The sequence below is a fragment of the Bacillus sp. 11C genome, from assembly GCF_055486375.1.
Genome location: NZ_JBUPVZ010000001.1, coordinates 73781 through 89089 on the forward strand (window position 1 = coordinate 73781; position 15309 = coordinate 89089).

At 44.1% G+C, this 15309-nt stretch carries 18 protein-coding genes; 6 read left to right on the forward strand and 12 right to left on the reverse strand.

Annotated features, from left to right (window positions below; genetic code table 11):
• Nucleotides 1-113: 113 nt before the first annotated feature.
• Nucleotides 114-257 (reverse strand): hypothetical protein, encoded by a 144-nt coding sequence (locus tag ACY3LV_RS00345; RefSeq protein ID WP_003221769.1) that lies wholly within the window; start codon nt 255-257, stop codon nt 114-116.
• Nucleotides 258-460: 203 nt separating this feature from the next.
• Here ACY3LV_RS00345 and ACY3LV_RS00350 point away from each other — a divergent pair, with 203 nt between their 5' ends.
• Entirely contained in the window at nt 461-2071 is a 1611-nt protein-coding gene (locus tag ACY3LV_RS00350; protein ID WP_333561046.1) for an SWIM zinc finger family protein, read from the forward strand.
• Complete coding sequence (locus ACY3LV_RS00355) at nt 2058-4826, forward strand: DEAD/DEAH box helicase (protein ID WP_333561047.1); 2769 nt, start codon at nt 2058-2060, stop codon at nt 4824-4826. Before ACY3LV_RS00350 ends, ACY3LV_RS00355 begins: the two co-directional genes overlap by 14 nt.
• Before the next feature lie 130 nt (nt 4827-4956).
• Here ACY3LV_RS00355 and ACY3LV_RS00360 read toward each other — a convergent pair whose 3' ends face one another.
• From ACY3LV_RS00360 to ywpG, 4 genes are all read right to left on the reverse strand, one after another.
• Complete coding sequence (locus tag ACY3LV_RS00360) at nt 4957-5814, reverse strand: Cof-type HAD-IIB family hydrolase (RefSeq protein ID WP_464863170.1); 858 nt, start codon at nt 5812-5814, stop codon at nt 4957-4959.
• 5 nt (nt 5815-5819) lie between these two features.
• The gene (gene glcR / locus ACY3LV_RS00365) at nt 5820-6596 is read right to left on the reverse strand and encodes a transcriptional regulator GlcR (protein ID WP_464863171.1); all 777 of its coding nucleotides are present in this window, start codon (nt 6594-6596) and stop codon (nt 5820-5822) included.
• A 225-nt stretch (nt 6597-6821) separates the two neighbouring features.
• Nucleotides 6822-7163 carry a single-stranded DNA-binding protein SsbB gene (gene ssbB / locus ACY3LV_RS00370; protein WP_014665657.1) on the reverse strand — a complete coding sequence of 114 codons (342 nt, stop codon included), beginning with the start codon at nt 7161-7163 and terminating at the stop codon, nt 6822-6824.
• Between the two features lie 76 nt (nt 7164-7239).
• Nucleotides 7240-7623, reverse strand: coding sequence for a DynA interaction protein YwpG (gene ywpG, locus ACY3LV_RS00375; RefSeq protein WP_148962559.1), 384 nt, complete (start codon nt 7621-7623; stop codon nt 7240-7242).
• A 174-nt stretch (nt 7624-7797) separates the two neighbouring features.
• On the opposite strand from ywpG, the gene ACY3LV_RS00380 reads away from it, so the two are divergent.
• Both ACY3LV_RS00380 and blaOXA read left to right on the forward strand, forming a co-directional pair.
• A complete protein-coding gene (locus ACY3LV_RS00380) occupies nt 7798-8208 on the forward strand; it encodes a YwpF-like family protein (protein WP_148962558.1) in 411 nt (136 codons plus the stop codon).
• Nucleotides 8209-8250: 42 nt separating this feature from the next.
• On the forward strand, nt 8251-9054 hold the full coding sequence (gene blaOXA, locus ACY3LV_RS00385) for a class D beta-lactamase (protein ID WP_464863172.1): 804 nt from the start codon (nt 8251-8253) through the stop codon (nt 9052-9054).
• Between the two features lie 28 nt (nt 9055-9082).
• On the opposite strand, the gene mscL is transcribed toward blaOXA, so the two are convergent.
• The gene (gene mscL, locus ACY3LV_RS00390; protein ID WP_333517990.1) at nt 9083-9475 is read right to left on the reverse strand and encodes a large conductance mechanosensitive channel protein MscL; all 393 of its coding nucleotides are present in this window, start codon (nt 9473-9475) and stop codon (nt 9083-9085) included.
• 77 nt (nt 9476-9552) lie between these two features.
• Nucleotides 9553-9978 (reverse strand): 3-hydroxyacyl-ACP dehydratase FabZ, encoded by a 426-nt coding sequence (gene fabZ / locus ACY3LV_RS00395; RefSeq protein WP_003235662.1) that lies wholly within the window; start codon nt 9976-9978, stop codon nt 9553-9555.
• 192 nt (nt 9979-10170) lie between these two features.
• Between fabZ and ACY3LV_RS00400 the strand changes: the two genes are divergently transcribed.
• Nucleotides 10171-11235 carry a response regulator aspartate phosphatase gene (locus tag ACY3LV_RS00400; RefSeq protein WP_333561050.1) on the forward strand — a complete coding sequence of 355 codons (1065 nt, stop codon included), beginning with the start codon at nt 10171-10173 and terminating at the stop codon, nt 11233-11235.
• 20 nt (nt 11236-11255) lie between these two features.
• Here ACY3LV_RS00400 and flhP read toward each other — a convergent pair whose 3' ends face one another.
• From flhP to ACY3LV_RS00425, 5 genes are all read right to left on the reverse strand, one after another.
• The gene (gene flhP / locus ACY3LV_RS00405) at nt 11256-12065 is read right to left on the reverse strand and encodes a flagellar hook-basal body complex protein FlhP (RefSeq protein WP_289348491.1); all 810 of its coding nucleotides are present in this window, start codon (nt 12063-12065) and stop codon (nt 11256-11258) included.
• 32 nt (nt 12066-12097) lie between these two features.
• Nucleotides 12098-12910, reverse strand: a complete 813-nt coding sequence (gene flhO / locus ACY3LV_RS00410) for a flagellar hook-basal body complex protein FlhO (protein WP_148962550.1) — start codon at nt 12908-12910, stop codon at nt 12098-12100.
• Between the two features lie 161 nt (nt 12911-13071).
• Complete coding sequence (gene mbl, locus ACY3LV_RS00415; RefSeq protein ID WP_003221803.1) at nt 13072-14073, reverse strand: cell shape-determining protein Mbl; 1002 nt, start codon at nt 14071-14073, stop codon at nt 13072-13074.
• A 179-nt stretch (nt 14074-14252) separates the two neighbouring features.
• The gene (gene spoIIID, locus ACY3LV_RS00420; protein WP_019715977.1) at nt 14253-14534 is read right to left on the reverse strand and encodes a sporulation transcriptional regulator SpoIIID; all 282 of its coding nucleotides are present in this window, start codon (nt 14532-14534) and stop codon (nt 14253-14255) included.
• Nucleotides 14535-14548: 14 nt separating this feature from the next.
• Nucleotides 14549-14659 (reverse strand): protein usd, encoded by a 111-nt coding sequence (locus ACY3LV_RS00425; RefSeq protein WP_087992655.1) that lies wholly within the window; start codon nt 14657-14659, stop codon nt 14549-14551.
• A gap of 224 nt (nt 14660-14883) precedes the next feature.
• On the opposite strand from ACY3LV_RS00425, the gene ACY3LV_RS00430 reads away from it, so the two are divergent.
• A complete protein-coding gene (locus ACY3LV_RS00430; protein WP_333517987.1) occupies nt 14884-15297 on the forward strand; it encodes a MarR family winged helix-turn-helix transcriptional regulator in 414 nt (137 codons plus the stop codon).
• Nucleotides 15298-15309: the final 12 nt, after the last annotated feature.

The window sequence follows — 15309 nt, forward strand, 5'->3', positions numbered from 1 at the left end:
ATCATTTATGAAAGCGCTCTATTTTCTATCTTGACAAAACTGTCCCTTTTTTTCCATTCAGGCATTCACGTCATCTCGCATAAAAAAAATCCCGCATCAAGCGTGCGGGATTCTTATGTTGCATATCCATTTTTAATATGAGAAATCAAATTTTCAAGCATTTCCTTCGTCGTCATCTCAGATGACCGTTCACCAATCTCATGTGCATGCATCAAAATTTTCAGAAATTCCTCTTGATTCAATTTCTTTTCACTCATCTTCTTGTTCCTTTCAGCTTCCATTAAGTTGAAAACACGATTATTATATGATGCCGGTTCTCAATTTGCAATCTCTAATACATCATTCGACACATCCCATTTTTTATGTCCTTTTTTAGGAAAAACTTTTTCATGCCGATGTGTTGCGATATAATAGAGAAATTGGATCTTTTTATTACGTGACTCGGTTAGGAGCGATAATCATGCTTCAGAATATGATTTCCAAAGACGATGTGCTGGCATCCGCTGAACAGTTGAAAGAACTGCTTCCCTACAACGAGGAAAATGTTCAGCTGATTAAAAAAGCCCTTATTTTATATCGGCAGGATTCAGTCTATCGTTTACAAGCAGTGAGTCCGACGGAAGTTACGGCTTACGTGCAGGATGTTGTGCCTGTGCGGGTCACATTGAACTTGTTTGTCATAGCCAAAAGCGGCTGTTCATGTCCGTCCGGAAGAATCTGCCGCCATATGCTGGCTGTTTTTTTATATGTATATGCAATGTTCGAGCGAGTGGGTACCTTTACAGAGCATTGGCTGGAGAGGGAAAAGCTTGAGGAAAGCAAAGAGCTCGTCCGCCGGCAATTCCAGGAAAAAGTGCTTCCTAATGAAGAATCGCTTTCAAGCTGGCTTGCTTTTTTTGATTCAGAGTTCTCTCTCTGGCAGGCGCGCACGCCGGAAGGCAGCCAAAATATGCAGGGCCTCTATTACGGCTACCTGTCCGCTTTAAAAAAGCACACGCCAAACAAGCCGGAGCTAAAAAACCTGTACCAGATTCATTCCGCGATTGCGGTGTGGCTTCGCATGTTTACATTGATTGAAGCGGGCAAACTGAACCCCGATCAAGACTTTTATTCCCTCAATCCGTATGTTGAACAGCTGATGGATACGATCTACAGCTCTATTGATAAATTAAAAACATACGCGCTGTCATTTGCGCTTGATCCGTTTTTGGAGAAAACACCCGATGTTATCCGGCATTTGCTCTTGAAAGAAGATATTTTCCAATATGAACGAATCCGCATTTTCGGTGAAATTTGGAGCGCGTTGCTGTCGCGGCCAAAATGGGTGGCGCGCGAACAGGACATTTTGAAAAAAGAGGCCGGACGGCGCTTTTCTCCTGAATTGCAATTCGGGCGCCTGCATTTGGAATTCCTGCAAAAGAATGATGATGTTATTTTTGCAGAAGCTGGTCAATTCCCGCCGGATGCGCTGCCATATACGTTTCAATGGCTGAGTGAAATCACTGCCAAAAAAGATTGGAAAAGGCTGAAAACATGGTATCAGCGAATCGAACCGATTGCGATGGGTTATACGAAACTCGATAAGCCGTTTAAAGAAATTCGCGACGTGATTGGCGAGCTGTTTCTTCTGCTGAATGCCTATGTGAAGCAAACCAATGACCAAGCGCTGTTTGAACGCTATGCTGCAGGCTGCCTGCCGTATACGTTCACAGAATACAGCCATCATTTATATGAGCAAAAACGGTATGCCGAGTGGATCGAAATTCACAGCCTTGTCGGCTTTTCCATCTATGAAATGGATAAAATGATGCTGAAAGAAATTGCAGCGGGCGACCCGGAGGCGCTTATCCCGGCTTACCACAGAGAAGTGGCCTTTTTTATCGATCAGAAAAACCGCAGCTCGTACAAGGAAGCCGCCCGGCATTTAAAAAAACTGCGCACCCTGTACAGAAAAGCGAAGAAATTGAAGGTGTGGGAGCGGTATATTGAGCAGCTGAGCTCGCATTATAAGCGCCTGCGCGCGCTTCAAGAAGAACTGCAGAAAGGAAAGTTGATTGATGGCGAGTCTTAAAGAAATACTCATTCACGTCGAACAAATGGAAGATGGGTCATTTACGCTCTCAGCCTTTGATGAGAATGAGCAGCCCCTTCCCTACAGCCATATGAAGAGGCATTTGTTCCAATGGCATGAATCCTCATTTTACGGAACCTTTCTTGAGGATGTCAGCTTCATCGGGACAACCGCTGTTTTGCTTTCTCCATGGATGACTGTAGAGCTTCTCGGCAAAAACTCGTTCAACTCATTCAGCTCCGTGCAGCTTACAGAGGAAACGGAGCCGCTGATTGAGGCGGCATCAACCATCTATGAATTTATCGCAGACGGTGATTATCTGCCTGACTATGAAGCATGGACAAACGGTGTTTTTCGCTGGAAGGACCGCGATAATATGCTGGATGGCTTTACGGCGGATTGGTTTTCCGCCGCAGTGCAGGATTACATCCAATACGACGATGACCTGCAGGAGAAATGGGAACACATCAAGGAGAAATCGCCTGCGGTCACGTCATTCCGCGGACATTTTCTTGATGAAGAGGATTTTCTTGAAGGCATCGGCTGGATTGACGATCAATCTCCATTTACAGTCGGCCTGCGCTTAAATGAGCCAGATTTTGACGGAGACGATTGGAAAATCGAACTGTTTTTACGCGATAAAAAGAACGGCGCTGTTGAATTCTTTGACGGGCTGAAAAGCCTCAAAAAATCATGGCAGGCGCACAGCGATAAAATCGCGCGTGAGCAAGACCGCTTTCACAGAACGGTTCCGTGGCTGTCATTTGATTCCGGGACCACTCTGATCTCGGAGGAAGAAGCCTGGATCTTTCTGTCAGAAGCGAGTGAAACGCTTGTCGATATGGGCGTTGAAATTCTTCTGCCGTCCTGGTGGCAAATTGTCAGAGACAGCAACATGATGCTGAAGGCAAAGGTGTCATCCGCCCCGCGCGGCGAGTCATTTGTCGGCATGAATGCGCTGCTTGATTTCAACTGGCGGTTTGCAACAAATGGAATTGAGCTGACTGAGGCCGAATTTAATGAGCTTGTCGCCAGCAACAGGCGCCTTGTTAATATCCGCGGGCAATGGGTCAAAATCGATCCGCAGTTTATCAAACAGATGAAACGCCTGATGGAAAAAGCGGAATCAGAAGGACTCCACATGTCTGATATTCTGTCGCGCGAACTAATGGATCAAGAGGAAGGCGGGCTTGAGGATTCAGATCTGATTGATACATCCGCTTTTGCCGGCATTCAATTCGATCTGTCTAAACAGCTCCGGTCACTGATTCGGAAGCTTACTGCCGCTGAAAACCTGCCGGATCACGAAGTCAGTCCTTCTTTCAAAGGCACGCTCCGCCCCTATCAGAAATACGGCATGAACTGGCTGCTGTTTCTGCGGGAAAGCGGTTTTGGCTCCTGTCTGGCTGACGACATGGGCCTTGGAAAAACGATTCAAATGATCGCCTATTTCCTTCACGTGAAGGAAAGCGGCCGGCAAAAAACACCGAATTTGATTATCGCACCGACATCCGTACTCGGCAACTGGCAGCGGGAGCTTCAAACCTTTGCTCCTGACCTGACTGTCGCGCTCCATTATGGGCCGCGCCGGCCAAAAGGTGATGATTTCGACGCGCATTACGAAAACGCAGATGTGGTACTCACTTCATACGGATTGTCGCACGCCGATTCGGAAGAGCTGTCTTCTGTGACATGGAACACAATCTGCCTTGATGAAGCGCAAAATATTAAAAACGCGCATACGAAGCAATCACGCGCAATCAGAAAGCTTAAAGGGCTTCACCATATCGCGCTGAGCGGCACGCCAATGGAAAACCGTTTAACCGAGCTGTGGTCCATTTTTGACTTCATGAATAAAGGCTACCTCGGCAGTCTGACGGGGTTCCATAAACGCTATGTGCTGCCGATCGAAAAAGACCGGGACGAAAAAAGAATCGGACAGCTTCAACAATTAATCCGACCATTCCTTCTCAGGCGGACGAAACGGGATGAAGAGGTCGCGCTTAATCTTCCTGAAAAGCTGGAAGAAAAAGAATTTATCCCACTGTCAGCCGAACAGGCGTCACTATATGAGCAGCTTGTCAAAGACACATTTGACCATATGACATCACTGACCGGCATGCAGCGAAAAGCGCTGATCCTCAGCATGCTCGGACGGCTTAAACAAATATGCGATCATCCCGCGCTTTATTTAAAGGAAGATCAGACCGAATTGCTGGCCGGCAGATCAGTTAAGCTCGAAAAATTGCTGGAACTCATGACGGCGATCCGCGCCCAAAACGAAAGCTGCCTCATTTTCACGCAATACATTCAGATGGGGAACATGATGAAACGGCTGCTTGAAAAAACGTTCGGCGAACCCGTGCAATTTTTAAACGGGAGTCTCTCCAAGCAGGAGCGGGACACACTCGTTGAGAAATTCCAGAATAAAGAATACCCGACACTGATTCTTTCATTAAAAGCTGGAGGCACCGGGCTCAATTTGACCGCCGCCAATCACGTCATCCATTATGACAGATGGTGGAACCCGGCGGTTGAAAACCAGGCCACTGACCGGGCATACCGCATTGGCCAGGAGCGCTTTGTCCACGTTCATAAAATGATTACGACGGGAACAATCGAAGAAAAAATTGATGTCATGCTCGAATCGAAACAAACCCTGAACGACCAAATTATCCAAAGTGAAAACTGGATTACCGAGCTTTCCACACAGGCACTCGAAGAATTGTTTACATTAAGCACCTCAGCGCGATGATCATGACTATAAAAAAGCTGGCTCTTTGAAAGAGCCAGCTTTTTTCCGTTCGTAGCCGTCACGCCGGAATGTCCAGAGAATCCGTTACGCCGGTTATTAACAGGATGCACTTTTAATGCAGCATATAAACCTACAGTAAATGTTTAATCATATGTGCGACGCCGTGTTCGTCATTGGTCAAGGTTACAGCGTCGGCCATCGCTTTGATATCTTCCCGCGCATTGCCCATCGCTATACCTTTTCCCGCAGCCTCCAGCATCGATTTGTCGTTTAAGCTGTCACCGACAGCCACGGTTTCTTCGATCGGAATATTCAGCCGTTCCGCAAGCCGCGCCTGCGCCTGCCCCTTGGAAGCTTTGCGGGAAGAAAGCTCAAAGTTATGCTCAGCCGAACTGACAAGTGTTAAATCTTCAGCATGTTCATATCTTTTCCAGCCTGCCTCAAGCTTCTCTTTGAAGAAAGAAAAACCGAGAATATTATAAAAGTCGATCTGCTGATCAGTTTCAAACAGCTCTTGAAACGAGCCAATGTAAGCGAAGCCCGATTGGCTGTATTGCACTTCGGCCGCCTGCATAAGGACAGAAAGATCCACTTCCGGATTTGCGCTTCTGAATCGGTCCAGTTCAACTTCAAGAAGCTCTCTGCCGTTTTGCGGGGTATAAATGGCTGAATCTGTAAATACCTCGTAATAATAGTTTTCCGACGCAAGCCATGAGAGAATGTCATACGCCCGTTGTTTCTCAATGGTTTCCTGATGATAAAGCCTGCCGTCAGGATCGTGAATGACGGCGCCGTTCGCGCTGATGACCCACGTTTTGATCCCGAGCGACTCAAAAATCGACATGACGTCAAAATGAGCGCGCCCAGTTGACACCACCACTTCAATGCCGTCCCGCTGCGCCTGCCGCAGCGCGTTTTCATTTACCAAGCTTACTTGATGCTTGCTGTTGAGTAAGGTTCCATCTAAGTCAATCGCAATTAATTTCACGTTTGTCAGCCCTTTCCTTCATCCTGCTCTGTTACGAGAAGTTCCACCCCGTTACGGTCAAGCAAATCACAAAATGCCTGATTCGGCAGCCTGTCTGTGACCAAGAGATCGATTTCGCTCAGCTCCGCATACTGATAAAAACTGGTACTTCCCAGTTTCGAATGATCTGCAAGCGCGATCACCTGCTTTGCCTGCTGAATCATTTTTCGCTTCACCATGCCATCTTCCTCATGTGCAATTGTAATGCTATGCTCAGAAATGCCGACCACACCGATCAGCGCTTTATCGACGTGATAGCTTGAGAGCTTTTCAATCACAGAGGCACCGTACAGAAAGCGGTGCTCCTTTTCCAGTTTGCCCCCTAACAGGTAGATTTCAATTCCTTCTTTATCGGACAGGACTTCGGCCAGATTAATCGAGTTGGTAATCACCGTGCAATCATCCGCATTCATATGCTCTGCACATGCCTGAACGGTTGTAGAGGCATCTAAAATCACCCGGTCACCATTATGAATGAGCGATGCGGCAAGCCTGCCGATCTCGCTTTTTTCCTCGGACACTGTATTCAGGCGGCCGGAATAACTTTGAATTTTCTGATGCACAGTCGGCAAAATGGCACCGCCCCTTGTGCGGATGATGGCATTCTGTTCCTCCAGCTTCACTAGATCCCGTCTGGCTGTATCTCTTGAGACTTGAAGAAACGTACAGATCTGCTCCGTTGTAATTCGGTTATGCTGTTTTAAAAAATCCAAAATCGCTACTAACCTTTCTTCTTGGTACACGCCCTCATTCCTTTTCTGATTTATCATCTTTAAGTAATTATAAGTTTCTCAAAAAATACAATCAATAATTTTAAGTGTTGTTAAGTAAAAATGCATCATAAGAACCAATTTATCCTAAATATCATAAAAAGAAAGACCAGCCTGGTCGACTGGTCAATTTTGAGGGGATGATGCGGAGATTCGAATAATCGTGAAAGGATAGAAAACGGGAGGATCAGGGGTTTGTCAATCGGCAGCTTTTTCACGGGGTTTAGGGTCCATAAAACGAACAGTGTCAGCCAACACTTCTGTTACATACACGTTAACGCCTTCTGCGTTTTCATAGCTCCTTGTCTGAATCCGTCCGCTAACGCCGACGAGAGAACCTTTTTGGCAATATAACGCTGTGTTTTCAGCGGTTTTTCTCCAAAGCGTGCAATTGACGTAATCGGCCTCGATTTCACCTGAAGCATTCTTGAAGCTGCGGTTTACCGCGAGCGTCACGTGTGCGACTGCCGCACCGGCGGAAGTGTAGCGAAGCTCAGGATCTTTTGTAAGACGTCCGACAAGCATAACCTGATTGAACATGCGATTCCTCCTCTCCTTGCGCTTATATGTATTGTAGATGATGCAATGAGAAAAGAAAAACGCTTAAAAATGAATTTCAGCCTCTGTTTTTATCTTTTGTTTTCATTTTTCCTTCAGCTAAAAACATCTTTTGTTTTTTCCCTTTAAAGAAATATGTACTTTTTAAAAACCGGAAAAATATTTGCTTTGTCAGCCAATTTTGCGTATTCATACACACATAGGAAGAGCCATCCCATGCAAACCACTGAAAGCTCAGTTTTTTTTCCGGCATTGACAGCTCGATTTTATATTGCTCCATGCCGTCTTGCGTTTCGTATAAAAAGCTTATCCTTCTTTTTTTGTTCAGATGGACCTCAAAAACTTCTTTACGGCTTAACATATATGTTACTTCCTTTTGAATTAAACGGTTTTCAGAAGGAGTGCCGTCAATATAAATTTCTTTTAAGCGAAATTGATTCATACACATCTCTCCGTAATCCATAGTCAGTTACAGTATAATGAAAAAATTGAAATTATTAAATGTTTCGCCAATACAAAGTTCTTTACTCCCGGCATTGCACGTTTTTTCCTCTAAAACGTTTATGTTATAATGGAAGGCAAGAAATCTTTGGAAGTAATCGGGGTGAGAATAGAAATGAAAACCTTTAAACTGGTTGACCTGAATGTGGAACGAGTGGACAAGGAAGAGAAATCAATTGAACAGTTTCCCCTTATTGACGGACTGATTATCAATAAAGAAGACGGTGAAAATCACTGGCTGATTGAAGCGCTTGTAGCGAAAGAGCACCTGTCTTTTTTCGAACAGCTTCAAAACAGCCAAACTGAAGCCACAGTATTTGTAACGATCACGAAAAAAAGCAATCGCCCCGCCCAGCTGACAGCGGCAGTGAAAAATATTGTCAAGCTGGAGGAAAGCATACAGGTTTTAATCTACGGACAAATGGTCACAAGAAAACAGCAGGGCACTGAAACCCTTCTGGAATCCCTTGTAAAAGAGGGCTATACAGGAACAAAACTGATTGAGGCGTTTAAGCAAAAAATATAAATGAGAGGGACATGTCCCCTCTTCAGGTGCAGAGGTGAAAATATGAGTAAGCGAAAGATGCAAGCAATCTTTTTATCACTTATCGGTGCGGCTCTCCTCATGACATCAAGTCTACAGACACCTACAGAAGCAGAAGCTGCTGAGAAAAACACAAATTCGAAAAAGCTGAAGGTTGATGAATTCTTCACAGATCACGACGGCACTTTTATATTGCGGGATCTAAAAAACGAAAAAACCTTTGTCTACAACGATCAGCGCGCAAAACAAAGATTTGCGCCGCAGTCGACATTTAAAGTTCCTCATGCGCTTATCGGATTACAAACAGGCGCTGTTAAAGATGAATATGACATCAAATACTGGGACGGCGTCAAACGGGAACTTGACGTTTGGAACCAAGATCACACGCTTGGCTCCGCTATGAGATATTCAGTTGTTTGGTATTACCAAGCAATGGCCCGCGACATCGGAGAAAAGCGAATGAAAAAATGGGTTGAAAAAATAAGTTACGGCAACCGAGACATCAGCGGCGGAATTGACCAATTCTGGCTAAGCAGCACTCTCAAAATCTCTCCTTTAGAACAAACAGATTTTATGGAATCGTTATACAAAGAAAAACTCCCATTTGACAAAAACGTCATGAAGACGGTAAAACGGATGATGATTCAGGAAGATGAAGATCACTATACGCTTTATGGAAAAACCGGCTCTGGCTCAGGCATCGGCTGGTATACAGGCTTTGTCAAAACCGAGCACGGGGCATACAGTTTCGTGACGAACATTGATGGAACCGGTACAGAAGCGAAAAGCACCACTATGGACATTTTGAAGAAGTATGTCCTTCATTAAAAAACCGCCGTTTGAACGGCGGTTTTCTTTATTCCGGCGACCTTGTCTGCTGCTTCAGCAGATCTCTGATTTCTTTCAGCAGCTCCTCTTGAGCATCCGGCGCTTCCGCCGCCGCTTCTTCTTCTGCTTCTTTTTTGCGCCTTAATCCATTTAAAATCCGAATCACAATAAAAATGGAAAACGATATGATTAAGAAATTCACAATCGTCTGTATAAAGCTGCCGTACTTCACCACAGCATCGCCAAATGTAAACGAAAGGTTTGAAAAATCAAGCCCTCCCAGCAGCAAGCCCACCAAAGGCATGATGATATCATTGACTAGAGATGTGACGATCTTCCCGAATGCGCCGCCTATTACAACACCAATCGCGAGGTCAACGATGTTTCCGCGCATGGCAAAGGCCTTAAATTCATTCCACATACAATCACCTGCTTTTCTCATGTTTTGAAAGAAAAAAAGACAAATGTGCGTGCCGCTGCCCATCTGCCTTTTTTCATTTACTCTCCGAGAGCAAAAGTCAGTTCGACTTCGCAAACGACTTCGCCATCGACTGTAGCAACGCCTTTTCCGCGCCCGATTGTTCCGCGCGCACGAGTGATTTCCACTTCGAGATGAAGCTGATCACCAGGCTTGACTTGTTTTTTAAACCGGCAATTATCAATGCCTGCAAAGAATGCCAGTCTGCCGCGGTTTTCTTCTTTAATCAGCATCGCAACAGCTCCGACTTGAGCAAGCGCTTCTACGATTAACACGCCGGGCATGACCGGATACTGAGGAAAATGTCCGTTAAAGAACTCTTCATTTGCGGTTACATTTTTATAGCCTTTTGCCCGTTTGCCCTCTTCAACTTCCGTAATCCGGTCTACAAGCAAAAACGGATAACGGTGAGGAATAATTTCTTTAATTTGCTGAGTATCAAGCATTCTCTTGACATCTCCTTCATCTGCATTAGTATGTATAGCAATCATCAAAGATCCATTCTGTACATTTGAAAAGTATATTATGAATTAAACTCTTTTTCAACAGGCGCTAAGATGTAACCAACTGTCAATGAGAGCCGTCAATAGTTATGATATGATAATTATAGATTTTACCAATAGCAAAGAGGTAGGAAAATGATTTCGAAGTTTATTGAAAAAAGGATGCAAAACATGTTAGACGATTGGTATTCCGCAATAAGCAAACGCAAAATGAATCACGTTTGCTCAGTGAAAGAAAAAATTGACCAGCACCTTCCGAAGTTCAAAAAGAACACAAAACTTTGGATGCGTTATCAATTGTTTCAGGCCCGCCATCAGCTGCTTTTCGAAAACCAGAACGGACTAGATGCATTGTTCGATGATCTATACCGTCTGGAAGACAAAATGGATGATGAATTGAAATATTATCTGTATTTTTTCTCAGGATTATACGAAATGGTAAAAACAGCTCCGAAACATGCAGTGAATCATTTTAAAAAAGCTGAACAGTACCTGGCCGCCATCCAAAACACGTTTGAAGCCGCTGATTTATATTATCAAACCGCCGGCGCCTACTACTTGATGAAATCACCGCCGCTTTCCATCCAATACGTCAAAAAAGCATTAGACATCTATTTACAACAATTCGGCTATATCAAAAAGGTGATCACCTGCAAACTTTTGCTTGCCGTTAATTATATTGATCAAGAACGGTATGAAAAAGCTGAGCAGCTTTTCGAAGAAATCATTAGGAAAACCCGGCAATTACATGACGAAAACCTGCTATGCCACGCTTATTATAATCTTGGCTTTTTAAAAGCGACCGAAAAAAAAGACCAGGAAGCGCTTCTTTACTTTACAAAAGTATTAAAGAATCAAGCATTTGAAACGAATTCTCCAGTCTCGTATCTGCACTGTGTGTACGAATCTGTCAGAGCGCTTTTTAAAACAGGACAGATCACAGAAGCGAAAGCCATCCTGCAAAAAGGGAAAGAATTATCTGAAAGGGTAGACATTCAAACCATTTATTTAAAATTAAAAACGCTTGAGGCGCTCTATACATCAGTTGAAGACCCCTATGATCTGCTGCTCGAATATGTACTTGAGTTAGAAAAAATTGAAGCTTGGGTGGATTTAGAAGTGCTTTTAGAAGACATCACGGAATACTACAAAAAAAAGGACGATTTCGAAAAAGCCGCTTTTTTTATCATGCGCGGCTGATTGAAAACGCCCATTTCTTATTATCTGACTGAATTAATTAAACCGAGCATTTGATCTCCCATTGTAATCGTTCTGCTGTTCAGCTGATAGGAACGCTGGGATGTGATCAAATCTGTCATTTGTTCTGAAATATCAACATTGGACATCTCAAGCGAGCCCTGCTGCATGCCGATGTCCTGTCTATTAGCCCCATTCAGCTCTTCAAAAGCTGCCGCATTATCAATAGAGAAAAGGTTATTCCCTTCCGATTTCAGCTCTTGAGGGTTATTCACTTGGACCACTCCGAGATTAAACCGCTGGACCGCGTTTCCGTCAGATGCGGTTAAGGTGCCGGTTTCATTGATGGTGATATTCTTCATTGAGCTGTCGATGTTCACTGTATTGCCGTTTTCATCAAGCACCGGATGCCCATTTCCAGTAACGAGCTGAAGCTGGTTGGCATTCGCAGCTGAAGGCGTTACATACAGTGCTCCGTCCCTCGTGTACTGGCGGTTTCCATTTACGTTCACCTGAAGATATTGGTATGGAGACGTAAACGCGATATCCAGGTCGCGATCCGTCTTCTGAATGCTTCCCTGATCAGACACAAGGCGTGAATTCATCATCGCCCCAACGCCAAGGCGCAAGCCGGGCGGTGTTTTTCGGGCTTTTGCCACGTCCTCATTTTTTTCATCAACCTGATCGAATTGCTGTCTGACAAGCTCAGAAAAATTCGTATCTTTTGCCTTATAGCCGGTTGTGTTGCTGTTTGAAAGGTTGCTGCTGATTGTGTCAATTTGCTGCTGTAGCTGGTTTAAGGTTGTTGATGCCGTTAGCATTGACCTGAGCATAGTTGATGTCCCCCGTTTTTTCTTCCGTTATCTTAGATTTTTCCGATTTCATTGGCTGCTTTATCCATACTTCTATCGTAAGCCTGAATCACCTTCTGATTGGCCTCAAACGATCTGTACGCTTCAGTCATTTCTGTATAGGCGCTTGTCACATCCACGTTTGAAAGCTCAGAGACGCCTTGGTTTAATGAATAGGATACCTGGTTATTTCCAGCTGCGCTTGGCAGATCATTGCCGTCCGCCGTGCTGTACAAATCATTTCCGTCCCGTTTCAGATCGCGGACATCCTCCGCCATTCTGACATCAATCTGGCCGGCTGTCCGCCCGTTCGTTGTCACAGTACCGTTTTCAGACACAGTGAAATTCTCATTATCAACAGTGATTGGCTGGCCATCCGTTGATAAAATAGGATTTCCATTGATCGTCAGCTGATTATTCTCATTTAGTGAAAATGTGCTGCTTTTTGAATAACGGATTCCGTCCGCTGTCTGAACCGGATAAAAAAGAGCTGCGTTTTCATTGGTTTCCGCATGAACCGGCACTTGATTTTCGACCAATGTGATGTCTGTAGGCTGATCTGTGGACTTAAGGCTTCCCTGTGTGAAAAGAGGCTTAAGTTCCTGCATATACACACCGGTATTCACAGAACCGATTTCTGTCTTCGATGTTCCGGCCGGAGATTTTGATTCTATTCTGCTGAGCAGCATTTCAGGAAAGGCGCGCATGGAGCCTTGTTCTGCTTTATATCCTGATGTATTGGCGTTTGCGATATTATTTGAAAGCATTTCCGTTCTGCGCTGCTGGGCAATCATTCCGGATGTTGCTGTATATAATCCTTTTAACAAATTTCCCACCTCTAAAATGGCATTTTTTCCAGTTGTCATATAGGAACGTTCGTTCTATAATAAAAATCAGTATTTTATCTTATTATCGTCATTAATCATCCATTCGTGAAGGCTTTTCCATAAAAAAAACCTCATTCTTTTTCAGAATGAGGTTTGTGAAATCAGCTTAGTTTGCGTTTAGGAAGCTTGTCCATATTATCAAGCATGACACCTGTGCCGATGGCTACGCAATCCATAGGATTTTCAGCGACGAGGACCGGTACCTTCAGCTCTTCTGCAAGCAGCTGGTCAAGGCCGTTTAAGAGCGCGCCTCCGCCGGTAATGATAACACCGCGGTCAATAATATCAGCGGAAAGTTCAGGCGGTGTTCTTTCAAGCACTTGTTTCGCAGCCTGCACAATAACAGCGACAGATTCACGAAGGGCTTCTTCAACTTCTTTACTGTTTACTGTAATTGTTCTTGGAAGACCGGAAACCATGTCCCGCCCGCGAATGGAAATTTCCTCGTGACGTGCGTCTGGGAAAACCGTTGCGACTTTAACCTTAATATCTTCCGCAGTACGTTCGCCGATCAGCAGCTTGTACTCGCGTTTGATGTAATTTAAGATTTCCATGTCAAACTTGTCCCCAGCCATTTTAATAGAAGAGGAGGTGACAATATCGCCCATTGAAATAACAGCGATATCCGTCGTCCCGCCTCCGATGTCTACAACCATGTTACCGCTTGGCTGGAATATTTCCATACCCGCGCCGATAGCGGCAACTTTAGGTTCTTCTTCAAGGTACACATGTTTACCGCCGCTTTTTTCTGCAGCTTCTTTGATTGCTTTCTGCTCAACGGATGTGATATTCGTCGGGCAGCAAATGAGCATGCGCGGTTTTGAGAACAGGCCTTTTACATTCAGCTTGTTAATAAAATGCTTGAGCATTGCTTCTGTTACTTCAAAATCAGCGATAACTCCGTCTTTCAGCGGGCGAATCGCAACAATATTCCCAGGTGTACGTCCAACCATTCGTCTTGCCTCTTCGCCAACCGCCAGCACTTTGCCGCTGTTTTTATCAAGTGCAACTACGGAAGGTTCATTCAAAACAATTCCTTTACCTTTAACATGGATCAGTACATTTGCAGTACCGAGGTCAATACCAATATCCCTTGCAAACATCTATTTATATCCTCCTTGAAAATCTGTTTCACAGTAAATATCCACATTGTGCCCTAATTATATATATTATCATAAAATATAGAAAAAAAGTTGGAAGCACATTAAGTTCTTTACAAATTTTTGCGGATGTTTTATGAACGATTTCAGGGAAGACACTGCTGGGTGATGACAGCAAGTGATTACGATTGCTGAACAGGTTCTCCTTCGAGAATATCGTCTTTTTTATATTTCAGTTTTGTCGCTTCTCCTCCTCTTAAATGCCTGATGGATTTATGATAATCGAGTATTTCTTTCACTTCGTTTGCCAAGTCAGGATTAATTTCAGGCAGACGCTCTGTTAAATCCTTGTGTACTGTACTTTTGGAAACACCAAATTCCTTCGCAATGACACGAACGGTTTTCTTTGTCTCCACGATGTACTTTCCTATCTTGATTGTTCGCTCTTTGATGTAATCGTGCACACCACTCGACCTCCCTAAAATGGATGTGAGAAGTGTGAAATGAGATCCGTATTCTGTAAAGAGTCGTTCAGTATGCCGCTTCTTCGTTGTATGGTTTTAAAAGTAAGTTTGTGAAATATGCCCACGATCCCTCACCTCAAACACTCTCTTTGTTAGGTTTGTAACAGTGTATTAGCATTCTTTTGGGAATATGCTAAAAACTCAATAAGGACAAGGGGTGAAACAAACTTTTTCAGCTTCAGCAAACTATTTCGTGTCACTACATTTTTATCTTTACATCCCTTCACCGCTCCTGTAGAATTAAATAAGCGATTAGTTACTTAGGTAAGTTTTTTAGAAGGAGACCGAAATGACCTACGTCAACAGACACCTCATTCATCAAATCAACCAAAGCGCCCGCCTGATTGCCAAGAAAGCCAATGAACAGCTGGAGCCATTCGGCCTTTATTCCTCTCAATGGTCAGTTTTATATTGTTTGCGTACGATCGGACCAATGACTCAAAAAGAGATTTGGTCCTATTTAAATGTGGAAGCGCCGACTGTGACGCGGACGATCAAACGGCTGGAAGAAAACGGCTGGGTACAGAGACGGCAAGGTGAAGACAAACGGGAGAAACTTGTTGTCCTCACAAAAGAAGCTGAGAAAAAATACGAAGAAATCAATGTGAAAATGCTGAAATTCGAGGAAGAGCTGCTTGCGGATTTCCCAGATGAAGAAAAGGAAGCTTTTTCTCATTTATTTCGCATGTTTTTACAACAATGAAAATAAGGAAGT